Annotated in this window: 20 protein-coding genes; 3 read left to right on the forward strand and 17 right to left on the reverse strand. The window is 71.0% G+C overall.

Annotated elements, in window-relative coordinates:
* Positions 1-82: 82 nt before the first annotated feature.
* The 13 genes from ACPXBU_RS34360 to dnaG all read right to left on the reverse strand — a co-directional run bounded on the left by ACPXBU_RS34360 (position 83) and on the right by dnaG (position 14379).
* Positions 83-1258 carry a Gfo/Idh/MocA family protein gene (locus ACPXBU_RS34360; RefSeq protein ID WP_393364555.1) on the reverse strand — a complete coding sequence of 392 codons (1176 nt, stop codon included), beginning with the start codon at positions 1256-1258 and terminating at the stop codon, positions 83-85.
* A 53-nt stretch (positions 1259-1311) separates the two neighbouring features.
* Entirely contained in the window at positions 1312-2364 is a 1053-nt protein-coding gene (locus tag ACPXBU_RS34365) for a substrate-binding domain-containing protein (protein WP_393364336.1), read from the reverse strand.
* Between the two features lie 98 nt (positions 2365-2462).
* The gene (locus tag ACPXBU_RS34370) at positions 2463-3590 is read right to left on the reverse strand and encodes an ABC transporter permease (RefSeq protein WP_393364339.1); all 1128 of its coding nucleotides are present in this window, start codon (positions 3588-3590) and stop codon (positions 2463-2465) included.
* Entirely contained in the window at positions 3587-5095 is a 1509-nt protein-coding gene (locus ACPXBU_RS34375) for a sugar ABC transporter ATP-binding protein (RefSeq protein WP_393364558.1), read from the reverse strand. Before ACPXBU_RS34375 ends, ACPXBU_RS34370 begins: the two co-directional genes overlap by 4 nt.
* Before the next feature lie 133 nt (positions 5096-5228).
* A complete protein-coding gene (locus ACPXBU_RS34380; RefSeq protein ID WP_393364342.1) occupies positions 5229-6407 on the reverse strand; it encodes an ROK family protein in 1179 nt (392 codons plus the stop codon).
* A gap of 272 nt (positions 6408-6679) precedes the next feature.
* Complete coding sequence (locus ACPXBU_RS34385) at positions 6680-7699, reverse strand: YihY/virulence factor BrkB family protein (protein ID WP_425761350.1); 1020 nt, start codon at positions 7697-7699, stop codon at positions 6680-6682.
* A 63-nt stretch (positions 7700-7762) separates the two neighbouring features.
* Positions 7763-8572, reverse strand: coding sequence for an ABC transporter permease (locus ACPXBU_RS34390; RefSeq protein WP_425761351.1), 810 nt, complete (start codon positions 8570-8572; stop codon positions 7763-7765).
* 7 nt (positions 8573-8579) lie between these two features.
* Complete coding sequence (locus ACPXBU_RS34395) at positions 8580-9368, reverse strand: ABC transporter permease (protein WP_425761358.1); 789 nt, start codon at positions 9366-9368, stop codon at positions 8580-8582.
* A 158-nt stretch (positions 9369-9526) separates the two neighbouring features.
* Positions 9527-9973 (reverse strand): Scr1 family TA system antitoxin-like transcriptional regulator, encoded by a 447-nt coding sequence (locus ACPXBU_RS34400; RefSeq protein WP_425761359.1) that lies wholly within the window; start codon positions 9971-9973, stop codon positions 9527-9529.
* Positions 9970-10509, reverse strand: coding sequence for a hypothetical protein (locus ACPXBU_RS34405; protein WP_425761352.1), 540 nt, complete (start codon positions 10507-10509; stop codon positions 9970-9972). Before ACPXBU_RS34405 ends, ACPXBU_RS34400 begins: the two co-directional genes overlap by 4 nt.
* 358 nt (positions 10510-10867) lie before the next feature.
* Entirely contained in the window at positions 10868-11800 is a 933-nt protein-coding gene (locus ACPXBU_RS34410) for an ABC transporter ATP-binding protein (protein ID WP_425761353.1), read from the reverse strand.
* Positions 11801-11961: 161 nt separating this feature from the next.
* Positions 11962-12498, reverse strand: a complete 537-nt coding sequence (locus ACPXBU_RS34415; RefSeq protein WP_393364362.1) for a hypothetical protein — start codon at positions 12496-12498, stop codon at positions 11962-11964.
* On the reverse strand, positions 12499-14379 hold the full coding sequence (gene dnaG, locus ACPXBU_RS34420) for a DNA primase (RefSeq protein ID WP_425761354.1): 1881 nt from the start codon (positions 14377-14379) through the stop codon (positions 12499-12501). It abuts the gene before it with no gap.
* A gap of 135 nt (positions 14380-14514) precedes the next feature.
* Here dnaG and ACPXBU_RS34425 point away from each other — a divergent pair, with 135 nt between their 5' ends.
* Positions 14515-15720, forward strand: coding sequence for a low temperature requirement protein A (locus tag ACPXBU_RS34425; RefSeq protein WP_393364368.1), 1206 nt, complete (start codon positions 14515-14517; stop codon positions 15718-15720).
* A gap of 6 nt (positions 15721-15726) precedes the next feature.
* Here the strand turns inward: ACPXBU_RS34425 and ACPXBU_RS34430 are convergent, their stop codons facing one another.
* From ACPXBU_RS34430 to ACPXBU_RS34440, 3 genes are read right to left on the reverse strand one after another with little or no spacing between them, the layout of a single operon-like run.
* Positions 15727-16560, reverse strand: coding sequence for a siderophore-interacting protein (locus ACPXBU_RS34430; protein WP_393364371.1), 834 nt, complete (start codon positions 16558-16560; stop codon positions 15727-15729).
* Between the two features lie 15 nt (positions 16561-16575).
* Positions 16576-17832, reverse strand: a complete 1257-nt coding sequence (locus ACPXBU_RS34435) for a deoxyguanosinetriphosphate triphosphohydrolase (RefSeq protein ID WP_393364373.1) — start codon at positions 17830-17832, stop codon at positions 16576-16578.
* 42 nt (positions 17833-17874) lie between these two features.
* The gene (locus ACPXBU_RS34440; protein WP_393364376.1) at positions 17875-18228 is read right to left on the reverse strand and encodes a VOC family protein; all 354 of its coding nucleotides are present in this window, start codon (positions 18226-18228) and stop codon (positions 17875-17877) included.
* 252 nt (positions 18229-18480) lie between these two features.
* Here ACPXBU_RS34440 and ACPXBU_RS34445 point away from each other — a divergent pair, with 252 nt between their 5' ends.
* Positions 18481-18981, forward strand: a complete 501-nt coding sequence (locus tag ACPXBU_RS34445; RefSeq protein WP_425761355.1) for a roadblock/LC7 domain-containing protein — start codon at positions 18481-18483, stop codon at positions 18979-18981.
* A gap of 49 nt (positions 18982-19030) precedes the next feature.
* Here ACPXBU_RS34445 and ppdK read toward each other — a convergent pair whose 3' ends face one another.
* Positions 19031-21793, reverse strand: coding sequence for a pyruvate, phosphate dikinase (gene ppdK, locus ACPXBU_RS34450; RefSeq protein WP_425761356.1), 2763 nt, complete (start codon positions 21791-21793; stop codon positions 19031-19033).
* 260 nt (positions 21794-22053) lie between these two features.
* Between ppdK and ACPXBU_RS34455 the strand changes: the two genes are divergently transcribed.
* Positions 22054-23829 carry a family 20 glycosylhydrolase gene (locus tag ACPXBU_RS34455; RefSeq protein WP_425761357.1) on the forward strand — a complete coding sequence of 592 codons (1776 nt, stop codon included), beginning with the start codon at positions 22054-22056 and terminating at the stop codon, positions 23827-23829.
* Positions 23830-24527 lie beyond the last annotated feature (698 nt).

Below are 24527 nucleotides of genomic sequence, written 5' to 3' on the forward strand. Positions count from 1 at the left end.
CGGTCGGTCCCTCGCCGGTCGGCTTCGGAAAGCCGGTCGGGCGATGGCGGTGCGAACACCGCCATCGCGGATGGTCAAACTGTCAGGCGGCGGCTGTGACCAGCGCCGGTTCCACCTCGGTCCAGGAGGAGCCGAGTTCCGCCGAGCGGGTCACCGCGTCCAGCACCAGCTGGACCTGCAACGCGTCGGCGAAGGACGGAGTCGGGTCGACGCCGGTGGCGACCGCCTCGATGAAGTCGCGCATCTCGTGCGTGAACGAGTGCTCGTAGCCGATGATGTGGCCCGGCGGCCACCACGCCGACATGTACGGGTGGTCGCCCTCGGTCACCAGGATGCGGCTGAAACCCTGTTCCACGCTGGGCCGGGTGGCGTCGTAGAACTCCAGCTCGTTGAGTCGCTCCAGGTCAAAGATCACGCTGCCCAGCGAGCCGTTGATCTCGACGCGCAGCGAGTTCTTGCGACCGGTGGCGAAGCGGCTCGCCTCGTACGTGGCCAGGGCGCCACCGTCGAGCCGGGCCACGAAGACCGCGGCGTCGTCGACGGTGACCGGCCCGGTGGGCGCGGAACCGCCGTCGGCCGTGGCCGCCAGCCCGCTCGACTCGGCCGGCAACGGCCGCTCCTTGACGAAGGTCTCGGTGACCGCGCTGACCCCGCTGATCCGCTGACCGGTGACGAACTGGGTCAGATCGATGATGTGCGCACCGATGTCACCGAGCGCGCCGGAGCCCGCCCTGTCCTTCTGCAACCGCCAGACCAGCGGGAACTGCGGGTCCACGATCCAGTCCTGCAGGTACGTCGCACGGACGTGTCGAATCACCCCGAGCCGTCCGTCGGCGACCATCTGACGCATCATCGTGACCGCGGGGACCCGGCGGTAGTTGAACCCGCACATCGATCGCACCCCGGAGGCCCGGGCGAGGTCCGCCGCGGCGGTCATCGCCCGTGCCTCCTCCACCGTGTTGGCCAACGGCTTCTCGCACAGGACGTGCTTGCCGGCGGCCAGTGCGGCGAGGGCGATCTCGGCGTGACTGTCACCCGGGGTGCAGATGTCGACGACGTCGATGTCGTCCCGGTTGATCAGGTCTCGCCAGTCCGTGGTGGACGCGTCCCAGCCGAGACGATCGGCGGCTTCCGCCACCTTTGTTGTGTCTCGACCGCAGATCAGCGCCATCCGGGCCCGCGCCGGCAGGTCGAAGACGCGGTTCACGGTGCGCCACGCCTGTGAGTGCGCGGCGCCCATGAACGCGTAGCCGACCATGCCGACCCGCAGTTCTTTGTCTGTCGTGGACAAGGTGGGTCTCCCCCCGTATGTCAGAACCCGAGCTTGTCGTAGCTGCTCGCGTTCTCCTTGGTGATCGTTTCCGAGGCCAGGGTTACTTCCTTGGGAACCTGCAGCTCCGTCAGGTCGCCCAGGCCCCGACCCTGCGCGACGAGCCGCGCGAGCGAGATGGCCGAGGACGCCATTGACGGGTTGTAGGTGACCGTCGCCTTGAGCACCGTGTTGTCGGCCTTGATCGCGTCGATCGCGAGCTTGGAGCCCGCGCCGCCGACCATGAAGAACTCCGAACGGTTGGCCTGCTTGATGGCCGCGAGCACACCGATGCCCTGGTCGTCGTCGTGGTTCCAGATCGCGTCGATCTTCGGCAGCGCCTGGAGCAGCTGGGACGCCTCGCGCTGGCCGCTGTCCGAGGTGAACTCGGCCGAACGGCGGTTCTTCACCGTGAACCCGTAGGTCGCCAGGGCGGCCTTGAAGCCGTTGCTGCGCTCGACGGTCAGCGGGATCTCCAGGCCGGCGATCTCACCGATGATCGGGTTGGTGACGCCCTTGTCCTTGAGCTGCTTGCCGATGAAGTGCCCGGCCGACACGCCCATGCCGTAGTTGTCGCCCTTGATCACCAGCCGGGAGGCCAGCGCGTCGGGGAACGCCCGGTCGAGGTTCACGATCGGGATGCCCGCCTGCATCGCCTGGAGGGCAACGGCGTTGACCTCCTTGCCGTCGTGCGGCAGCACGACGATGATGTCCGGCTTCTGGGCGATCAGGGTGCCGAGCGTGGAGCGCTGGGCCTCCGAGTTCGACCCGCCGTCGACCTCCTTGAACTCCACATCGGAGTACGCGGCGGCCTGCGCCTTGGCGTTGGCGTGGATCGCGCCCATCCAACCGTGGTCGGCGGCCGGGGCGGAGAAGCCGATGACGACCTTCTTGCCCGGGGCGTTGTTGCCCTCGGCGTTGCCGGCGGCCTTGGTCTGGGTGCTGGCCGCCGGGGTCTCGTTGCTGGTGCAGGCGGTCAACAGGGTGGCGGCGCCAACTGCGGCTCCACCGAAGAGCAACCGGCGGCGCGACAGGTCGCGACTGTGCTGGGTCATGAACGACCTCCTGGGAGCGGGATTTGAGTGAGTAAGGGTGTGCGGGGCCCGGCCGGTGTCGAATTGCTCGACCTGGCCAGGGACATCGGTGCGGTGCGTCAGGTTGCGGTGGTGACCCTGTTCCGCGCGAAGAGCCGAGTGACGGACTTGAACTGGAACTGCTGGATCAGGACGGCGGCGACGATGATGCCGCCCTTGACCATGTTCTGCGCCTCGATGGAGAGGCCGTTGATGGCGAAGAGGTTGGTGATCGTGGCGAAGATGATGACGCCGAGCAGCGAGCCGACGATCGTGCCCCGGCCACCGCTGAGCAACGTCCCGCCGATGATCGCCGCGGCGATCGCGTCCAACTCGTACAGGTTGGCCATCGCCGCCTGCGCCGAGGTGGCCTGCGAGGTGAGCATGATCGCCGCGATGCCGCAGCAGAGGCCGGAGAGCGCGTAGAGCAGCATGGTGTGCCGCCGGACGTTGATGCCCGCCAACCGGGCCGCTTCCGGGTTGCCGCCGACGGCGATGGTCCGCCGGCCGAAGGTCGTGCGGTTGAGCAGGACCCATCCGGCCAGCACCACCGCGCCCAGGATGTAGACCAGGATCGGGATACCGACGATCTTGCGTGCCGCGATGTCGTTGATGAAGGTGCTGCTCGACACCTGGGTCTGCTTGTTGGAGATCGACGCCGCGAGACCGCGTGCCGCCACCAGCATCGCGAGCGTCGCGATGAAGGGAACGAGCCGCCCGTACGAGATGAGCACGCCGTTGACCAGGCCGACGCAGATACCGACCACGAGGGCGGTGAAGATCATGCCGCCGGCGCCGTAGGTCTGGGTGGCCACCGTGGTGCACCAGACCCCGGCCAGCGCGACGATCGCACCTACCGACAGGTCGATCCCACCGCCGATGATCACGAAGGTCATCCCGACCGTGACCACGCCGACGACCGAGGCGAGCTGCAGGATCGCCAGCACGTTGTTCCAGACCCAGTTCGGGTCGCCGTACAGGTCCGGCTTGGTGATCGCGCCGACCAGGATCAGCGCGGCCAGCACCCCGATCAGGCCGAGGTTGCGCTTCGCGCCGTCACCGCCGTCGCCGCGCCACCAGGACAGTCGGCCCGTGGACCCTGCCTTGTTGCTGGCCACCGCCGTCTCCGCCGGATCCACCGGCGGCGACTGGGCCGGAAGCTGCGGGCGCTCCGGTGTCGCGGTGGGAGTGGGAGTCGCGTCGCTCATGCCGGTGCGCCTTCCATCAAGGACCCCGCCATCACGAGGTCAAGCACAGTGTTTTCGTCAAGTTCGCCGGCCGCTGCTTCACGCACGACCCGCCCTTCCCGCATCACCAGCACGCGGTCGGCCAGACCCAGCACCTCGGGCACCTCGCTGGAGACCAGCAGCACCCCGACGCCCTGCGCGGCCAGACCCCGGATGACCTGGTAGAGCTCAGCCCGAGCGCCCACGTCCACGCCCCGGGTGGGCTCGTCGAGCAGCAACAGCTTGGTGCCGCCGAGCAGCCACCGCCCGACCACCACCTTCTGCTGGTTGCCGCCGGACAGCGTGCGTACCGGCCGGTCGACGTCCCGGGGCCGCAGCTCCAGGCTCTCCGCGATCCGGTCCGCCTCGGCGCGCTCCTTGGCGGCGTTCGTGAAGCCGAGCCGCGCGTACCGGCCGAAGGTGGCCAGCGTGACGTTGCGGTAGATCGGCTCGCCGAGCAGCAGCGCCTGGCTCTTGCGCTCCTCCGGGGCCATCCCCATGCCGGCCCGCACGGCGGCGCCGACGCCGGGACGCAGCGCCTTCCCGTTCATCCGGACCGACCCGGCCTCCGCGAGACGGGCACCGTAGATGGTCTCCAGCAACTCGGAGCGGCCGGAGCCGACCAGCCCCGCGATGCCGACGATCTCCCCGGCGCGCACGTTCAGCGAGACGTCGGCGAACTCGCCGGCGCGGGTCAACCCCTCCACCTCGAGCAGATCGGCGCCCGCGGGGTCCTCGGCCGGCCGGTCCGGGAAGACGTACTCGATGGTCCGGCCGGTCATCCGGCTGACCAGGTCGCGGGTCGGGGTATCGCGCGCCGGCAGGTTCGCCGCGGTGGTCCGACCGTCCTTGAGTACGGTGACCCGGTCGCCGATCTCGCGGATCTCCTCCATGCGGTGGGAGATGTAGATGACGGCGATGCCCTGCGCGGTCAGCTCCCGGATGATCCGGAACAGGTTGCCGACCTCGTCGTGGGCCAGCACCGCGCTCGGCTCGTCCATGATGATCAGTCGGGCCTCGTGCGACAGCGCCCGGGCCATGCTGACGATCTGCTTGCCGGCGGCCGGCAGCGACCTCACCATCCGGCCGGGCGGAATCTCGCCGTGGCCGAGCCGGCTGAGGATCTGCCGGGTGTGCCGGGCCATCCGGCCGCGCCGGACGAACCCGAAGCTGCGGTACTCGTGCCCGAGGAAGGCGTTCTCCGCCACCGACAGGTCCTCGACGAGGTCGAGCTCCTGGTAGATGGTGGCGATGCCGGCCTTCATCGCGGCCTGCGGGTTGGTGAACGTGGCCGGCTCGCCGCGCCACTCCACCTGCCCGGAATCCGGTTGGTGCACCCCGGAGAGCACCTTGATCAGGGTCGACTTGCCGGCGCCGTTCTGCCCGAGCAGGCAGTGCACCTCGCCGGCACGCACCTCGAGCTGCACACCGTCGAGCGCGCGTACGCCGGGGAACGTCTTGACGACATCGGTGAGGCGCAGGACCACCTCGCCCGCGACGGTGTCGGCGGGAGCCTCGACCAGCGGTGCCTCGGCGACGGCCTCGGCCGACGCGGTGGCGGGGTCATCCTCGGGCAGAGCCACAGTCTCCTCCTCGCTCACGACAGGGTTTCGATCAGGTTCATGCGGCTTCCCCGAAGGCGACATCGCCGGCGAGCACCGCCGCGCCGGTGACACCGGCACGTCCACCGAGTTCGGACAGCACGACCGGCAGGTTGCCGGTGGCCAGCGGCAGCGACCGGCGGTAGACCACGCTGCGGATCTCGGCCAGCAGGATGTGCCCGAGTTGGGCCAGCCCGCCACCGATCACGATCATGGAAGGGTTGGTGAAGCTGACCAGGCTGGCGAGCACTCCGCCGACCCGCCGTCCGCCGTCGCGGATCAGTTGGATGCAGGTCACGTCGCCCTCGACGGCGCCCTCGGCGACGTCCAGCGCGGTCACCACCCCGCGCAGCGCCAGCCGCTCGGCAAGCGCCGGCGACGTCCCGCTGCGGGCGGCGGCTGCGGCGTCCTTGGCCAGTGCGGCGCCGCTGAACAGCGCCTCCAGGCAGCCGACGTTGCCGCAGGAGCACATCGGACCGTGCGAGTCGACCTGGATGTGGCCGATGTCGCCGGCGCAGCCGTCGGTGCCCCGGTAGACCTCGCCGGTGAGGTAGATGCCGCACCCGATGCCGGTGCCGATCTTCACGAAGAGGAAGTCGTCCACCGAGTGGGCCACCCCACCGTGCCGCTCGCCGATCGCCATGATGTTGACGTCGTTGTCGACCACCGCCGGGCAGCCGTGCTCCCGGCTGAGCAACTCGCGCACCGGGTACCGGTCCCAGCCCGGCATGATCGGCGGCGAGACCGGAACGCCGTCGCGGAAGCTGACCGGGCCGGGGACGCCGATGCCGACCGCGTCCAACCGCTCGTACGCGCCGTCGACCCGGGCCTTGTGCAGCAACTCGTTGACCCGTTGCAGGGTCACCTTCGGTCCGTTGCGGATGTCGGCCGGCTCGGCGTACTGGGCGACCGGTTCGAGGCGGCCGTTGACCACCTCGATGTCCATCGAACTCGCACCGAGGTCGACGGCGGCGAAGCGCAGCTTCGGGTTCAGCTCGACCAGGGTCGAGCGGCGCCCACCCCGGGAGGCGGCGAGCCCCGCCTCGGCGACGTAACCCAGTGCGACCAGGCGATCCAGCTCGGCCAGCATGCGCGGGCGCGGCATCTGGAGGCGGTCGCCCAACTCGGCACGGGAGACGGCCCCCTCGTCGCGGAGCAACCGCAACAGTCGGACGTGCAGGGGGTCGTCGGTGCGCACCGGGGGGTCACCTCTTCATTGGCATCGTTCACATCGACGCAATGTCGAAGTGTTGTGTCCGACACAGTAGGAGCGCTCTGCACCGCGTGTCCAGAGCTTCAACCGTTCCGAGATGAACTTTTGTCCGAAAGAACAAAAGCTACTAGTCGATCAAGAAAAGGATCACGGGCTGCCCGCGTTCGCTCGCCCGCAGTTCCATCGACACACACGAAACCGCCCCGCCGGTCGATCTCCGATGGCGGGGCGGTCGGTGCAGGTCGGCGCGGGGTTCGTCAGCGGCGGCCGGCGGCGTTGCGCTTCTTGCGAAGCTTGCGGTCGTCGCGCAGCTCGACGTACGGCTCGTCGTCCACGGCATGACCGGCCGCGATGGCCCGACCCCGCTCCAACTCGGCGTCGAACTCGGCGCCCAGCAGGATCGCGATGTTGCTCAGCCAGAGCCAGACCAAGAAGATGATCACCCCGGCCAGCGCCCCGTACGTCTTGTTGTACGAGCCGAAGTTGCTCACGTAGAGGGCGAACAGGCCGGAGATCACCAGCCAGATCACCACGGCCAGCACCCCACCCGGACTGACCCAGCGGAACCCGCCGTGTCGGGCGTTCGGTGAGGCCCAGTAGAGGATCGCGAACATCAGGCTGACCAGGATCAGCAGCACCGGCCACTTGGCGACGTCCCACACCGTGACCGCCGCCGAGCCGAGGCCGACCACGTCCCCCACCGCTTCGGCGAGGCGGCCGGTGAAGACCACGATCACCGCACTGGCCAGCAACAGCACCCCGACCACAGCGGTCACGCCCAGCCGGATCGGCAGCGTCTTCCAGATCGGCCGGCCCTCCGGCACGTCGTAGATGCTGTTCGAGGCACGCATGAACGCGCCGATGTAGCCGGACGCGGACCAGAACGCGGCCACCACACCGATGATCGCCGCGACGCTGGCCAGGCCGCCGTTCTTGTCCGCCGTGGCGATCGCCTCGGTGATGATCTGCCGGATGCTGTCGTTCGGCACCGCCTGGTCGACGGTCTCCTTGACCCCCTCGGTGGCGCTCGTGCCGAGCAGACCGAGGATCGAGATCAACACCAGCACGCCGGGGAAGATGGACAGCACCCCGTAGTAGGTGAGCGCCGCCGCCCAGTCGGTCAGGCTGTCGTCCTGGAATTCGGTGACGGTACGCCGCAGCGCCGCCTTCCACCCGCTGCCGGGCAGGTCGGTGGGGCTGTCCGGCCCCGCGTCGGGCCCGACCGGCGCGCTGGCGTCGGCGCCCGCCCGGTGGGCGGCAGACTCGTCCGAGGTCATCGCCCCTCCTCTTCGTCGGTGGTGTCACCTCCGACATGCCCCGTCGACGGGCGCCGGTAACCCCTACTGGTAGAGCAACCTGCCCATCCGGCGCGAGGCCACCACCAGGCCGACCGCCAGCATCGCCAGCAGGTAGAGCACATCGAGCAACCAGACCCAGCCACCGCTGCCCAACGCGAGCCCGCGAATCAGGTGCACCGACCGGTACAGCGGGGTGATCTCGACCAGCCAGTGCAGCAGGGTCGGGTACGCCTGCGCCGGCACGAACGTGCCGGAGAAGAGGAACAGGGTGAACTGCGCCGACCCCAGCAGGTCGAAGTCCTGCCAACTGCGCATGAGGGTGGCGACCGCCATGCCGATCCCCCCGAACGCGAACCCGACGAGCATCGCGGCCGGGAGAGCTGTCAACGCACGGGTGACGGTCGTCAGGTCCAGTGCGACCATCACCACGAGGAAGGCGGCCGAGTAGGAGCTGCCCCGCAGCATCGCCCAACCCAGCTCACCGAGCGCGATCTCGAACGGCCGTACCGGGGTGGCGATCACCCCGTCGTACAGCTTCATGTATTTCATCTTGCCGAAGAAGTTGAATGTCGTCTCCGAGATCGCCCCGGTCATCGCCGAGGAGGCGAGCATCGCCGGGGCCACGAACCCGGCGTACGACACCAGCCGCCCGTCGGGCAGCGGCAGGTCACCGATCAGCGCGCCGACGCCCACGCCGATCGAGAGCAGATAGAGCAACGGCTCCACGAAACCGGAGAGCAGCAGCAGCCAGTAGACCGGCTTCAGCGCCGCGACGTTGCGCCCCACCACCGACGCGGACCGCCGGGAGGCGGAGGAGACGTCCACCAGCCGGGGCAGAACCAGCGTGATCATTGAACCCCTAGACGACGAGTTTGCGACGGAACGCGCGCAGCGCCAGCAGCCAACCGACACCTGCCCACGCGGCCAGGTAGAGCAGGTGCCCGGCGATCGACCACTGGGGGGCGACCCCGAGCGTGGCCGCGCGGCAGAGGTCGACGGCGTGCCACAGCGGCGTCGCGTACGCCAGCCACCGCAGCGCGTCGGGCAGCGACTCCACCGGGAAGAACACCCCGGCGAAGAGCGTCATCGGGATGATCGCGAACCGGAACAGCATCGCGAGAAAGTTGTCGGTGGACACCCACGCGGCGTACGCGAAGACCGGCGCGGCGACGGCCAACCCCAGCAACGCCACCACCGGCAAAGTGGCCACCGCCCACGGTGAGCGCAACGCCCCGAACAGCCCGGTGACCAGCAGGAACGCCGCGATGGTGGTGAGCACCCGGAACAGCACGAAGGCCAGGTGCCCCAGCACGATGTCGCCCACCCGCAGCGGCGAGGCGCTCTGCGCGAAGTAGGTCTTGACCCACTGGAAGTTGCTGAACACCGGCCAGGTCGAGTCCCCGACCGTCACCTGCAACGCGGTCGAGGCGATCAGCCCGGGGACCAGCCAGTCGAGGTAGCGCACCCCGCCGACGCCCTGGTCGATGTAACCACCGACGCCCACCCCGAAGCCGACAACCGTCAGCACCGGCAGCAGGAACGAGGAGAACACCCCGGCCCGCCAGGTGCGCCGCAGACCGACCAGGTAGTGCTCGAACACCGCCCACGCCGGCACCCACGGCGACCGCGCCCGCTCCGCCACCCGCACCACGACCACCCCCGTCCCGACCTTCCTACCCCGGGGGTACGACAGGTCGCCGGCCACCCTACGACGCCGCCCTTGACGTGTCGCCCGGGTTTCACCCCGCGACTTTCAGGCACCGCCGCTGCCGTTGCTGCGGGTGCTCTTGCGCCATCGTGCGCCAGTCAGCTCCGTGTCTCGGCCACGTCCGCGATCAGGTCGAGGGACTGCTGCTGCGATAGTGCCTCACCGCGGATCGACTCCCACACCTCGACCATCTGCCGCACGTACTCGGCCCGGTCGATCACCTGCCCGTGGCGCTGCCCGTCCAGGTAGACCACATCTTCCCCGGTGGATGTGGTGGCGATCACGAAGGGACCATCGAGCCCGGCGTACGCACCGGCCGACAGCGGCACACCTGGATTCGGACCCAGGGCAGGGACGAACCGATGCCGCAACTGCTCCCGCATCACCTCCGGCCCGCCGACGCAACGCGTACTCGTCGACCGTTTCATCACCTGGGCCAGAGCCCGTTGAGCGGTGATCGTTGGCAGCTCAGCAGCTCGACACGCCGGAACGATTGCTGCTGAGCTGCCAACGATCGGTCGGCCTGGTCGGGCTTTGGCGGTCAGGCGGGTCGGTGCGCGCGGATCAGCGCCTGCACCGCGTAGGCGAGCAGCAGCACGCCCGCGCCGACCCCGACCACCAGGCCGGCGGAGACCGCCGAGGCGAGGCCGGTGACGAGGCCCGCCGCCGCCACCAGGCACAGCGCGACGCCGAGCGGCCGCAGCAGCGGGTCGCGCAGCAGCGGGGCGAGCGGGAAGAAGTGCAGACCGACCACCAGGCAGACAAGCACCGGTACGTACTCCGACCAGCCGGCCGCGACCAACACGGCGGCACCCAGGCCGGCGGCGGCGAACTCGGCGACGACGATGAGCACGTACGGACGGTCGGCCGCCCGGTCCCGAGGGACGCCGGCCCCCCGGAGTCGGGCCGACAGCACGCCGCCCAGCGCGGCGGTGAGCAGTGCGACGATGCTGCCCACCACCAGCAGGGCGCGCAGGGGTTGCTCCGCCGCCGGCACGCTGAACCAGACCATCGCGAAGATGCCCAGGTAGAGGGCGGTCAGCCCGGCCTGACGTCGGTTGGCGGTCACCAGATCAGACATGAAACTCCTTCGGGGTACGACAGGCCGCCGGTCACCTTACGACCCCGTCGGCTTGTCGCCCGCGTTCCACCCAGCCGTTCCGGTCCGCCCGCAGCCCAGCCATCCCGCCAGACCCGACCACCCGCCCTCAGCCCGGCGCGCCCCTGGCCGCCCACCCGCCCTTGTCCCGCCCACCTGCCCTTCTCCCGCCCGCCTGCCCTTGTCCCGCCCGCCGGCCCTTGTCCCGCCCGCCAGCCCTTCTCCCGCCCGCCTGGGCCGGGCCGGCTGCCCTGGTCCCGCCGGCTTGACCGACTCGGTTTCCGGGAAGTCGGGCTGTCAGCGCCACTCGGACACCCCGACTTCACGGAAGCCGAGTGGATCAGTCGATCAGGGTGCGGCCGGTCAGGTGTAGGAAGACGTCCTCCAGGCCGCTGCGCCGCACCAGCACGTTGGCCGGGTCGAGCCCGAGCGCGGCGACCTCGGCGACCGCCGCGTCGCCGTCGGGCACGTAGAGCAGGACCCGGTCGGGCAGCACCTCGACCCGCTCCCCCAGGCCGTCGAGCTTACGGGCGAACGGCTCCTGCGAATCGGCGGCGAAGCGCAGCTCGACCACCTCCCGGGTGGAGTGTCGCTCGATGAGCGCCCGGGGCGAGCCCTCGGCGACGATCCGCCCGCCGTCCATCACCACCAGCCGGTCGCAGAGCTGCTCGGCCTCGTCCATGTAGTGCGTGGTGAGCACAAGCGTGACGCCCCGCTGCTTGAGCCGGAACAGCCGCTCCCACACCAGGTGCCGGGCCTGCGGGTCGAGCCCGGTGGTCGGCTCGTCGAGCAGCACGATCTCCGGGTCGTTGACAAGCGCGCGGGCGATGGTCAGCCGGCGCTTCATCCCGCCGGACAGCGGCTCGACCTTGCTGCCGGCCCGCTCGGTGAGCTGGACGAAGTCGAGCAGCTCGTCGGCCCGCTCCCGGGCCGCCCGGCGGGTGATGCCGAAGTAGCGCGCGTAGACCGTCAGGTTCTCCCGGACGGTCAGCTCCGGGTCGAGATTGTCCAACTGGGGGCACACGCCCAGCCGGGCTCGGATCGCGGGCCCGTCGGCGACCGGGTCCATGCCGAGGATGCGCAGCTCACCACCGCTGGGTGGGGACGTGCAGCCGACCATCCGCATGGTGGAGGACTTGCCCGCGCCGTTGGGCCCGAGGAAACCGAAGGCCTCACCCGAGCGCACCTCGACGTCGATGCCGTCCACGGCGGTGAAGTCGCCGAACCGCTTCACCAGCCCGCGTGCCTGAATCAGTGGCCGCCCCGAAGTCACCGCCCGACCCTAACGGCCGGGCCCGACATGCCTCCACGCAAATACGACGCCAGACACCCCCACCCTGTCGATCTTGCAGTTTCTGTCGTCCAGATGCGACGACCTGCCCCCTATGTCGGGACAGAAAGTGCAAGATCGCGGCAGCGCCGAAGGCCGGGTGGTCAGAGGTCGCCGGGGGCGGTGGCGGCACGGGCCACGCCGACCAGGCGGTCGGTCTCGGCCAGCAGGGCCTCGTCGTCCGCCGGGGTGCCGGGATCCAGGCGGACCGTCCAGGTCAGACCGTCGGCTCCGGCCACGCGGCGGGCCGCGACCCGCGCCGCGCCGCCGGGCACCTGCTGGTGCTCGGTGTACGCCACCGAACGCGTCACCCGTGCCCGCACCTGGTGCGGCAGCTCCTGCGGATCGAGGAGGAAGTATGTCTCGGCCGGGCCGTCGGCGACGAGCGCGTAGCCGTCGCGTTCGGCGACCGTCTCCGCAGGTGTGACGGTCAGCTCCCGGCCGGACCAGACCGCCTTGAGGATGGTGTGCCAGCCGAGCCGGTGCCCTCGACCGGGCAGCCACAGCCCGAGATTGGTGGCGACCACCACCCCGTCGCCCTCGCCGTTACCGGCCGCCGCCCAGGCCAACACCCGTTCGTCGGCGACCAGCGGTGGCCGGTCGGCAGGTGGCAGCTTCGGCTTGCGGCTGAACAGTCCCATCTAGAGGCCTCCCGCGGCCTGTTCGCGCAGCGCCCGGGCGTGCTGCTCCAGGGACAGCAGCTCACCGAAGGCGGCGAAGTACTCGTCCTTGTTGTTTACCGGGTTGATCCGCTGGATGCGCGACTTGAGGTCCCGGACGCGGGCGGTCACCGACCCGAACTGCACCCGCGCCATGGTGATCGACACGTAGCGCGGGTCCGGTTCGCCGTCGATGCGCAGCGGCTCCACCGCCAACTCGCCGACAAGCGCCGCCGCGGCCAGATCGTCGCAGGCGTCGCGGACCGACTCGATCCACACCGCGCCGCCGGTCGCCGACGCGGCGCCACCGGCGGCCGCGATGGCGGTACGCACCGCGACGTGCACCGGGTGGCGGTATTCGGGCGACTCGACCGCGTCGAACATCGGCCCGGCCAGGACCGGCTGCTGGAGGGCGAGCTTCAGCGCCTCCCGCTCGACCATCGACTGCGGGCTGTCCAGAGTCGGCTCGGGGCGAGCCGAGGCGGGCCGGGCGGCGGGGCCGGCGTCGCGGGCGCCGGGCGGTGGAGTGTTGGCGGCGGCGAGCACGGCCCGCTGCACCGGCTCGATCTCCATCCCGAGGTCCATGGCGAGTTTGCGGACGTACTCCGGGCGTTTTTCCCGGTCCTTGAGTCGCGCGACGAGCGGCGCGGCGTGGCGCATGGCCTCGACCCGGCCGTCGACGGTGTCCAGGTCGAAGCGGCTGATCACGTGCCGCAGCGCGAAGTCGACGAGCGGCTCACGGCGGGCGACCAGATCCCGGACCGCCAGGTCACCCTTGGCCAGCCGCAGATCGCACGGGTCCATGTTGTCCGGGCTGACCGCGATGAACGTACGCCCGACGAACCGCTGGTCGTCCTCGAAGGCGCGCAGCGCGGCCTTCTGGCCGGCGGCGTCACCGTCGAAGGTGAAGATGATCTCGCCGGCCACCTCGTCGCTGTCGAACAGCAGCCGCCGCAGGACCGAGATGTGGTCCGCGGCGAACGCGGTGCCGCAGGTCGCCACCGCTGTCGTCACCCCGGCGAGGTGGCAGGCCATCACGTCGGTGTAACCCTCGACGATCACCGCCCGGCCCTGCTTGGCGATCTCCCGCTTGGCCTGGTCGATGCCGTAGAGCACGTGCGACTTCTTGTAGATCGGCGTCTCGGGGGTGTTGAGGTATTTCGGGCCGTCGTCGTCGTCGAAGAGCTTGCGCGCGCCGAAGCCGATCACGTCGCCGGCGAGGTCGCGGATCGGCCAGAGCAGCCGACGGCGGAACCTGTCGATGAGCGTGCCGGAGCGGGACTCCCGGGACAACCCGGCGGTGACCAGCTCCTGGTGGGTGAAACCCTGCTGGCGCAGGTGCTTGGTGAGCAGGTCCCAGCCCTCCGGCGCGAAGCCACAGCCGTAGCGCTCGGCGGCGGCCCGGTCGAAGCCCCGTTTCGCCAGGAACTCGCGGGCCGGCCGGGCCCCGGCCGTGCTGAGCTGCGCCCGGTAGAACTCGACGGCGGCGGCGTGCGCGGCGACCAGACGCTGGCGTTGACCCTGCTGCGGACGGGGACGCGGGGTGCCCTTGTCGTCCTCGATGTAGCGCAGTTGGATGCCGGCGCGGCCGGCCAGCCGCTCGACGGACTCCACGAAGCTGAGGTGGTCGGCGTCCATCAGGAACTTGATGGCGTCGCCGCCGGCCCCGCAGCCGAAGCAGTACCAGACGTTGCGGGCCGGGGACACGTTGAACGACGGGCTCTTCTCGTCGTGGAACGGGCACAGGCCCTTCAGGTTGCCGCCACCCGCCGACTTGAGGGTGACCGTCTCGGAGATCACATCCCCGATCGAGGTGCGTTCCCGGACCAGTGCGATGTCCTCGTCCCGGATCCGCCCAGCCATGCGCCACCCCCTCGGCGTACATCCTGCCCTGCCGGACCGACGACACGCCGGCCGGGGGATGCCGGTGTGGCGGCCACCGCTGCCGGCTGGGCGGTTCCGGCCCGCAAGCCGGGTCCGCGCGGGGACCATGACCAGATGCGCAGGGTACGGACCGGAGCCCGCCACGTGCCGAACTGGCTGGCCAACAGGGTCGGGCTGCGCGGACTGACCCCGCAGGCCGACGAGGCCGGCCACCGGCACGCGACCTGGCTGGAGCTGTTCCTCGACCTGATCTTCGTGTACGCGCTGGCGGCGGTGGCGGCCCGGCTGGGCAACGAGCCGACCCCGTCGCCGACGGCCGTGCTGGCCGTGATCGGGCTCTTCGTGGTGATCCAGTGGGCCTGGCTGGGGCAGGTCTACTACGACACCCGGTTCGACCCCGACGACGCGCCGCACCGACTGCTGGTGCTCGTCGCGTTGGTCGGCGCGGGCGCGATGACGCTCGGGGTCGACGAGGTGCCGGAGAGCGTGCTGCTGCCGGTCGGGTACCTGATCGTGCGAGGCGTGCTGCTCCTGCTGTACCTGCGGGCCCGCCCGACCAGCGCGATGGCCCGCATGGTGACGACCGTCTACCTGATCGGCTTCGGGTCGGGCTGGCTGATCTGGCTGGTGTCGCTGTTCACGCCCACCGAGCTGCGCCCCGTCCTGTGGATCGTCGCGATGGTCATCGAACTGGCCACGCCCTGGGTCGGGGTGCGCTGGCTCAACCGCTGGCCGGTGGACAACCGGCACCTGCCGGAACGGATCGGCCAGTTCACCATCATCGTGCTGGGCAGCGCGCTGGCCAGCCTGCTCTTCGCGGTGCCGGACCACCCCCCGCCCCACATGATCCTCACCGCCGCGATGGCCTTCCTGATCCCGGCGGCCGTCTGGTGGGTCTACACCACGTTCGTCACCACCCGCCTGCTCCAGCGTCGGCTGCGCGGCGGGCAGGCGTACAGCTTCCTGCACATCCCGCTCGGCGGCGCGTTACTGCTGCTCGGCTGGGCTCTCGGCCAGGTGGTCCGGCTTGTCGACGACGACGCGGCTCGGCTGCCGCTGGAACTGCGGCTGCTGCTGGGCGGGGCGATGGTCGTGTGGACGGTGTGTGGCCTGGCCCTGTACTGGCTGTGGACCCGACCGAGCCTCGCCCGGTTGGCGATCGCCGCCTACGGGGTGCTCTCGGTCAGCCTGATCACGGCGACGGTGCATGGGCCGAGGCTGATGCTGGCGTTGCTCGCGCTGGCGGTCGTCGGGTACGCCGTGCTGCTCAGCCGACGACTCGCCCGCGCCGGCGAGGCGAACCGCGCGCCCGAGGAGTGAGCGAGCCTAGGCTGCGGCGGTGGTCTCCTCGGCTGCCACCTGGCTGTTCCAGTCGGCCTTCGTGGAGCGCCAGCCCTCGTCGTCCATGCCGCGCCGCCAGTAGCCGGAGATGGAGAGCCGGTCGAGGGGTACGCCCCGCTCGCCGCGCAGCAGCCGGCGCAGGTCCCGGACGAAGGCCGCCTCGCCGTGCACGAACGCGTGCACCTGGCCGGCCGGGAACTCCAACGCCCGTACCGCCGCGACAAGCGCCGCACCCACCGGGCCGTCGCCACGGTGCACCCAGGTCAGCTCGACCGCGCCGGGGCTGGGCAGCTTCTGCTCGTCCGCCGGGTCGCCGATCTCCACGAAGACGTGGGCCGGCGCGCCCAGCGGCAGCCGCTCCAGCGCGGCGGCGATCGCCGGCAGGGCGCTCTCGTCACCCACCAGCAGGTGCCAGTCCGCGTCCGGGCTCGGGGCGTACGCCCCGCCGGGGCCGACGAAGTGCACCGGGTCACCCGGACGCAGCGCGGCGGCCCACGGGCCGGCCAACCCCTCGTCGCCGTGGTGCACCACGTCCACGGTCAGCTCCTCGGCCAGCGGGTCCCACCTCCGCACGGTGTACGCGCGCAGCCGGGGCCACTGCTCCCGGGGCAGGTCCCGGCGGATCGCGGCGAGGTCCAACGGCCGCGGGTACGCGACGCCGGGCTGCGGGAACACCAGCTTGATGTAGTGGTCGGTGAACTCGCCCACCGGCAGGCCGGCCAGCTCGTCCCCGCCGAGGACGAGCCGGATCAGGTGCGGGGTGGGCCGCTCGGTGCGCAGCACGTGGACCGTGGTGACGTTCCTGGGGCGTTCCGTCATACCAGTTAGGCTAGCCTAAGCTGGCGCGTGGTCGGTCGGCGGTGCGCCGTTGCCGGTCAGGCGGGTGTGCCAGGTCACCGCCGCCGGGTCGGTGAGCGAGGCGACCTGGTCGATCACCACCCGCAGTCGGGCGGTGTCGTCCGGGGCCGCCCGCCACAACGGGGCGAAGATCGGATCGAGCCCGTCCGGCGCGCGCCGGAGCAGCGCGGCCACCAACTCGGCGAGCATCGTCCGCTGCCGCTCGTAGCGTCCCCGGAACCCGGAACGACGCATCACGTACCGCAGGGCGATGCCCTTGAGCAGCGCACACTGGGCCCGGACCAGCCTCGGCACCACCAGATCGGCGTCATAGCGGCGGTGCGGGCCGGGGCCGGAGCGCTCCTCGGTGGCGGCCACCGCAGCCGACACGAACCGGCCGGTCAGCCCGCTTGTGGTGGCCTTCAACGCGACCTGGGCGCGGTGGCTGCCGTCGTACCCGGCGAGCGGGGCGAGCAGCGGGTCGGCCAACAGGTCCACCAGCACCTCGGCCAGGTCGGCGGCGGACTCACCGGAGTAGGCGGCGGCCACGTCGGCGCAGAGCGCGGCCCGCTCGTCGGCGTCCGCCAGCAGCGGGCCCAGCGTCACGTACCCGCCGTGGATGCCGTCCTCCACGTCGTGCACCGAGTACGCGACGTCGTCGGCCCAGTCCATCACCTGTGCCTCGAGGCAGCGCCGGTCGCCGGGCGCACCGACCCGGATCCAGCCGAAGACCGGTGCGTCGTCGGCGTACACCCCGAACTTGCGCTGCCCCGGGCGACGCGGCCAGGGGTACTTGCCGATCGCGTCGAGCGACGCGCGGGTCAGGTTGAGGCCGGCGGGCGAGCCGTCCGGGGCCAGCACCTTCGCCTCGAGCCGGGTCAGCACCCGCAACGTCTGCGCGTTGCCCTCGAAGCCACCGCAGGGTGTGGCCAGCAGGTCCAGAGCGGACTCGCCGTTGTGCCCGAACGGCGGATGCCCGAGGTCGTGGGCGAGCCCGGCGACGTCGACCACGTCCGGGTCACAGCCCAACCGGGCGCCCATCTCCCGGGCGATCTGCGCCACCTCGAGCGAGTGCGTCAGCCGCGTACGCAGGAAGTCGTCGGTCCCGGCGGTGTGTACCTGGGTCTTGGTGGCCAGCCGACGGAACGCCGCCGAGTGCAGCACCCGGGCACGGTCGCGCTCGTACGGTGAGCGGCGGTGCCCGGTGTCCTTGGGCGCCTCCCGCACCCACCGTGCGTCCGGCTCACTTCTCACGCAGCCGCCGCTGTTCGCGACTGCGGGGCTCGCAAGACCGGCTCACTCCTCGCGCTCACGGAGGACGCAGAACTCGTTGCCCTCCGGGTCGGCGAGCACCGTCCACTCGACGTCGCCCTGGCCGACGTCGACGTGCCGGGCGCCCATGTCGACAAGCCGTTCGACCTCGGCCTCCCGGTCGGCGGGGCGCAGGTCGAGGTGCAGCCGGTTCTTGCGTTCCTTGCCCTCGGTCACCGGCACGAAGACCAGGCCGGGGAGACGGTCCGCGGACTTGCGGATCTCCACCTCGTCGGGGTTGTCGGTGACGACCTGGTAGCCGAGTGCCTCGGCCCACCAGCGGGCCAGTCGGGCCGGGTCGCGGGCGTCGACGGTCAGGTTCTCCCAGACGCTGGTCATTCAGTCACCTTTCCCGTTCGACGGCGTACGCAATCAGCCGTTTGCGAGCGAGCCAAGGTTACGCCGGTCACGGCTGGCCGTCGTGCCCCCGACGCGTCGATGAATCGTCCACAACCGCCGATCGGCCCGGAGTTGTGGGCCGATCGCCCTGGGTTACGGGCTCGCGGGCAGAGGTGGCCACCGGTAGCGTTTCCAGCGCGGAACGTGACGAGCCGACCGACACGCAGATCCCGACCGGTAAGGGAGCAGCTCGTGGACGCAGACACGGTGGTGGGTACGGAGCTACGGGGGCTGCGTCGGCGCCGACCCGAGGTTGCCGGGACGGTGCTGGCCGGCACCGACGGGTTGCTCATCTCCAGCGATCTGCCCAGCACCGACGCCACCCATCTCGCAGCGTTGGCCGCCGCCAGTTTCGGGCTCGGTCACCGGGTGGCCGACACCGTCCGGCGGGGTGAGTTCCGGGAGTCGGTGGTCTGCACGACGGCCGGCTGCGTGGTGACCTACCCGGCCGGGCGCACCGCCCTGCTGACCCTTGTCACCGTGTCGGCGGCGGGCGATCTGGAGGCGCTGCACGAGGAGGCGCGGGCGGTGGCCCGGCGCACCGGTTCGGTGTTGGACACGCGCGTCGGCGGTGGCGGCGCCAGTGCGGTTCCGTTGGGGCACGCGCCGCTTGCCGTGCGTACCCCGATGGCGACCCTGCCCACCCACTTACGCCGCTCGACCCGGCCGGCCTGGCGTCGCCCGCCGATCTGATCGTCGGTGCCGGCGGCGGCCGGGTCGCCCGGTCCGCCGCCGGCCCACGTCACCGGCTGTCCGAGCCGCCCGTCTCCACGACCGCCCGACCGGCCTCCAGCCGGGCCACCGGCACCCGGAACGGCGAGCAGGACACGTAGTCCAGGCCGACCTCGTGGAAGAAGTGCACCGAGTCGGGGTCGCCGCCGTGCTCGCCGCAGACCCCGAGCTTCAACCCGGGCCGGGCGGCCCGGCCCTCCTCGGCGGCGATGCGCACCAGCCGGCCGACGCCGTCGCGGTCGATCGACTCGAACGGCGAGATGCCGAAGATGCCCAGCTCCAGGTAGCGCCAGAAGAACGCGCCCTCGACGTCGTCACGGGAGAAGCCCCAGCCCATCTGGGTCAGGTCGTTGGTGCCGAAGGAGAAGAACTGTGCCGCCTCGGCGATCTGGCCGGCGGTCAGCGCCGCCCGGGGCACCTCGATCATCGTGCCGATCAGCACCTCGACCCCGCTGTCCCCGACCACCTCGGCGATGATCTTCTCGGCCTCGGCGCGGACCGTCTCCAACTCCTGCACGGCCCCGACCAGCGGCACCATGATCTCCGGTTTCGCTACCCCGCCGCCGCGGGCACAGCTCACGGCCGCCTCGGCGATGGCCCGGACCTGCATCGCGAACAGGCCGGGGATGACCAGGCCGAGACGGACGCCGCGCAGCCCGAGCATCGGGTTCTCCTCGTGCATCCGCCGAACGGCGGCGAGCAACGCCTCCTCCTTGGCGACGTCCTCGCCGCGTTCCTGGGCGACCGCCACGTTGACCGCGAGCTGCTCCAACGGCGGCAGGAACTCGTGCAGCGGCGGATCGATGAGCCGGACGGTGACCGGCAGGCCATCCATCTCCCGGAAGATCTCCTCGAAGTCGGCCCGCTGCAACGGCAGCAGGGCCGCCAGCGCCTCTTCCCGCTCGCCCGGGGCCCGAGCCAGGATCAGCCGCTCGACCAGCTCGCGGCGGTCGCCGAGGAACATGTGCTCGGTACGGCACAGCCCGATGCCCTCGGCGCCGAACCGTCGGGCCCGAGCCGCGTCCGCGCCGGTGTCGGCGTTCGTGCGGACCGCCAGCCGCCGCCTGCCGTCGGCGTGCGTCATGATCCGGTGTACGGCTCGGACCAGCGGGTTGTCGATGTGCTCGGGATCGAGGCTGCCCTCGAAGTACTGCACCACCTCCGACGGCATGACCGGCACCTCGCCGAGGTAGACCTTGCCGGTCGTGCCGTCGATGGACACCATGTCGCCCTCGTCGACGGTCTGCCCGGCCACGGTGAACCGCTTCGCCGGCACGTTCACGTCGATCGCGTCGGCACCGGAGACGCAGGTCTTGCCCATGCCCCGGGCCACCACGGCGGCGTGGCTGGTCTTGCCGCCGCGCGAGGTGAGGATGCCCTTCGCGGCGATCATGCCGTTCAGGTCGTCCGGGTTGGTCTCCCGGCGGACCAGGATCACCGACCGTCCCTCGGCAGCCAGCTCGACGGCCCGCGCGGAGGTGAAGACCACGGTGCCCGACGCCGCGCCGGGTGAGGCGCCGATGCCCGTGGCGACCGGCTGGAACTCGTGGTCGAGTTGGAAGCGGGGGAACATCAGCTGGGCCAACTGCGCGCCGTTGACCCGGTGCAGCGCCTCGTCCAGGTCGATCAGGCCCTCGTCGACGAGTTGCCCGGCGATGACGAACGCGGCGGCGGCCGTGCGCTTGCCCACCCGGGTCTGCAACATCCACAGCTTGCCGCGTTCGATGGTGAACTCGATGTCGCACAGGTCCCGGTAGTGCTCCTCCAACCGGGCCATGATGCCGAGCAACTCGTCGTAGGAGGCCCTGTCGAGCTGCGCCAACTCCTGCAGCGGCACCGTGTTGCGGATGCCGGCCACCACGTCCTCGCCCTGCGCGTTGGCCAGATAGTCGCCGTAGATGCCCTGCGCCCCACTGGCCGGGTCCCGGGTGAACGCGACGCCGGTGCCGGAATCCGGGCCCAGGTTGCCGAAGACCATCGTCACCACGTTGACCGCGGTGCCGAGGTCGGCCGGGATGCGCTCCTGGCGGCGGTAGAGCACCGCGCGCTCGGCGTTCCACGACTCGAAGACCGCCCGGATGGCGAGGTCGAGCTGTTCGCGCGGCTGCTGCGGGAACTCGCGACCGGTGTGCTTCAAAAAGATCTTCTTGTACGCGTCGACGAGCCCACGCAGGTCGTCCGCGTCCAGGTCGAGGTCGTTCTGCGTACCCTTGGCGCTCTTGATCTCGTCGAGCGCGTGCTCGAACTCCTCGCCCGGCACCTCGCAGACGGTCTTGCCGAACATCTGGATGAGGCGGCGGTAGGAGTCCCAGGCGAACCTGTCCGCGCCGCCGGAGGCGGCCTGGCCGGCCGCGCCGCCGGAGGCAGCCGGATCGCCGGTGCCGCCGGCCTGCGCGGAGAGCCCGACCACGCTCTGGTCGTTGAGGCCGACGTTGAGGACGGTCTCCATCATGCCGGGCATGGAAAACTTGGCGCCGGAGCGGACGGAGACCAGCAGCGGGTCCTTCGGGTCGCCGAGTCGTTTGCCCATCGCGCGTTCCAGCGATTCCAGGTGCGCCTCGATCTGACCGGCGAGCCCGTCCGGTTCCCGTCCCGTCGCGAGGTACGCCTGGCAGGCCTCGGTGGTGATGGTGAAGCCGGGGGGAACGGGCAGGCCGAGGTTCGTCATCTCGGCGAGGTTCGCCCCCTTGCCGCCGAGCAGGTCCTTGAGGTCCTTGTTGCCTTCGGAGAAGTCGTAGACGTACTTGTGGTCGACGGTTTCTTGCGCTGCCACCAAAGCCTCCACACACGCGCCGGATGGACACTTAACGAAGGTTCAGTTTTTTCCTACCCCGGGACGGACCTCCGGTAATCCCGGGGTCGACGCCGATCGGTGAGCGAAGGCTAAGCGAACATCGGGTGACCTGGGACCGTTCGGTGACAATTGGCACAGCCGTCACGACTATCCGTGTTCGTACCGGTTTTTGGGAACGCTTCCACGCGCACCATCACGCATCCCGGCCGCGCGTCGTACGCTTGACGGCACGCCAGCCGGTGAACCTCACTTTTGCCATAACCGACGCGAATACACCCCCCGGAGTCGCCGCCGTGTCGACCATCCCCTCCCCCGCTCCCGCCACCGGTCCGGTGCCGCCACCGGCGCGGGAATCGGACGCGGCCACCCCGACGCCCCGGACCGCTCCATCGGCCGCGCACCGGCTGTCCGACGTCGTGCCCGCTCCCGCACAGGTCGAGGCGGACCCGACCGAGGACTGGGTCCTCCCGGCCGAAGCGGTGATCGTGGCCAGCGCCGACCCCGCCGCGCTCGCCGTCGCCGCGCAGCTCGCCGAGCTGCTCCGGCCCGCCACCGGCTACCCGCTACCGGTGATCCACGCCGCCTCCCGTCCGTTGCCGACCACGTCTCCGCTGCCGGCCACGGACGCCACCACGCCTGCGCCGCCGGCCACCGACGCCGTGGCGCCGGAGCTGGTCGGCGGTATCGCGCTGGTGCTGGACGCGGGCGCCGGTCTCGGCGCGGAGGGCTACCGGCTCGACATCGCCCGCGACGGGGTACGCCTCACCGCCGCCACCGCCGCCGGCCTGTTCCACGGCGTGCAGACCCTGCGCCAACTGCTGCCATCGGCCATCGAGAGCCGGACCCCGGTCGCCACACGGTGGGCGCTGCCCGGTGGGACCATCACCGACACTCCCCGCTTCCCCTACCGGGGCGCGATGCTCGACGTCGCACGGCACTTCTTCACCGTCGAGGACGTCCTGCGCGTCGTGGACCACCTGGCCCGCTACAAGCTCAACCACCTGCACCTGCACCTCACCGACGACCAGGGTTGGCGGATCGCCGTCGACTCCTGGCCGAGGTTGACAGCCGTGGGCGGGACGACCGAGGTCGGCGGCGGCCCCGGGGGGCACTACACGAAGGCCGACTACCGGCGGATCGTCTCCTACGCCGCCGCCCGCCACATCACAGTCGTCCCGGAGATCGACCTCCCCGGGCACACCAACTCGGCGCTTGTCGCGTACCCGGAGCTGGCACCGGACAAGATCGCGCCACCGCCGTACACCGGCACCGAGGTCGGTTTCAGCTACGTCGACCCCTCCGACGAGCGGACGTACGACTTCGTCACCGACGTGCTGGGCGAGGTGGCCGCACTCACCCCCGGGCCGTTGCTGCACATCGGCGGCGACGAGGCGTTCAAGGTGAAGGGCGAGGTCTACACCGGTTTCGTGGAACGGGTCCAGCGCATCGTGGCCGACCTCGGCAAGACCGTCGTCGGCTGGCACCAGCTCGCGCCGGCCGGCCACGTCGACGGACGGGTGCTGCAGTGGTGGGGCACGAACGCCGACGACCCCACCACGGCCGACGCGGTCCGCCGGGGCGCCCGCCTCATCGTCTCCCCCGGCAACCACGCCTACCTGGACATGAAGTACGCCCCGGACACCCCGATCGGACACGACTGGGCCGGGCTGATCGACGTGCGCAAGGCGTACGACTGGGATCCGGGCACCCACGTCTCCGACGTGCCCGCCACGGCCGTCCTCGGGGTGGAAGCCCCGCTCTGGACCGAGTCGGTCACCTCGCTGGCCGACATCGAGTTCCTGCTCCTGCCCCGGCTCCCCGCCATCGCCGAGCTGGGCTGGTCACCCCGGGCCACCCACGACTGGGCCGACTTCCGTGACCGGCTGGCCGGTCAGGGCCCGCGGTGGGCGGCCGCCGGGATCACCTTCCACCGCGCACCCGAGGTCCCCTGGCGGGGCACCCCGACCATCCCGGCACAGCGCACCGTGCCACAAACCGACACCGCCACGCCCTGACCCTCGGCGCGCCGGTTCACCCCGGCCCGCCCGGCAGTCGCTGCGGACGTTGGACGCCGATCCGGTCCGCGCCGTCTCGCGAGAAGTTGGCGCCGATCTTGCACTATCGGTTGTCCCTATAGGTGCAATGCCCCTTGTGTCGGGACAGAAAGTGCAAGATCGCGGAGCGGGGGCGGTCTGGCCTCCGAGTCGACCCCGTTCGGCCGCAAACGTCGCGGACCGACATGGTCCACTCGACTTTCATGATGTCGGGCTGTCCCCGACACCCGGATGCCGCAATTTTCGAGAACCCGAGTCGATCACGCCGCCTCGTCCGCCGTGTCCGTTCGCTGGGTGAGTGGGGTGTCTGTTTTCGTCGGGATTGTCGGGTGGTTGGGGCCACCCCGGTGGCGGAATCGGCGGCCGGCCCGGGTCGTTGTACCTGGCAGGTCGCGGCGAGGGCGGCCGGCTACCGAGACCGTCGAGTCGCAGTGCGCGGCCTCGTCGGGAACACCCGCCGACCCGGCCCGGTTACATCCCCCGCACCGCCGAGCACCACAACGGCCGGGCACGGCAGCCGCCAGGTGCTCCCACCGGAGACAGCCAACGGGAACACCCGCCGACCCGGCCCGGTTACATCCTCCGCACCGCCAAGTGCCACAACGGCCGGGCCCCGGTAAGGCGGAATGCGCAGCCGGTCCGGACGGTTACACCACCAC

The sequence above is a fragment of the Micromonospora sp. DT231 genome, from assembly GCF_049847025.1.
Taxonomy (GTDB): Bacteria; Actinomycetota; Actinomycetes; order Mycobacteriales; family Micromonosporaceae; genus Micromonospora.

Bases quoted from the DNA above. Each gene is read 5' to 3' on its own strand.
- dnaG (WP_425761354.1), bottom strand. From the start codon at position 14,379: ATGGCTGGGCGGATCCGGGACGAGGACATCGCACTGGTCCGGGAACGC.
- ACPXBU_RS34425 (WP_393364368.1), top strand. From the start codon at position 14,515: ATGCGCAGGGTACGGACCGGAGCCCGCCACGTGCCGAACTGGCTGGCC.
- ACPXBU_RS34370 (WP_393364339.1), bottom strand. From the start codon at position 3,590: ATGAGCGACGCGACTCCCACTCCCACCGCGACACCGGAGCGCCCGCAG.
- ACPXBU_RS34415 (WP_393364362.1), bottom strand. From the start codon at position 12,498: ATGGGACTGTTCAGCCGCAAGCCGAAGCTGCCACCTGCCGACCGGCCA.
- ACPXBU_RS34440 (WP_393364376.1), bottom strand. From the start codon at position 18,228: ATGACCAGCGTCTGGGAGAACCTGACCGTCGACGCCCGCGACCCGGCC.
- ACPXBU_RS34390 (WP_425761351.1), bottom strand. From the start codon at position 8,572: ATGATCACGCTGGTTCTGCCCCGGCTGGTGGACGTCTCCTCCGCCTCC.
- ACPXBU_RS34430 (WP_393364371.1), bottom strand. From the start codon at position 16,560: ATGACGGAACGCCCCAGGAACGTCACCACGGTCCACGTGCTGCGCACC.
- ACPXBU_RS34365 (WP_393364336.1), bottom strand. From the start codon at position 2,364: ATGACCCAGCACAGTCGCGACCTGTCGCGCCGCCGGTTGCTCTTCGGT.
- ACPXBU_RS34385 (WP_425761350.1), bottom strand. From the start codon at position 7,699: ATGACCTCGGACGAGTCTGCCGCCCACCGGGCGGGCGCCGACGCCAGC.
- ACPXBU_RS34405 (WP_425761352.1), bottom strand. From the start codon at position 10,509: ATGTCTGATCTGGTGACCGCCAACCGACGTCAGGCCGGGCTGACCGCC.
- ACPXBU_RS34360 (WP_393364555.1), bottom strand. From the start codon at position 1,258: ATGGTCGGCTACGCGTTCATGGGCGCCGCGCACTCACAGGCGTGGCGC.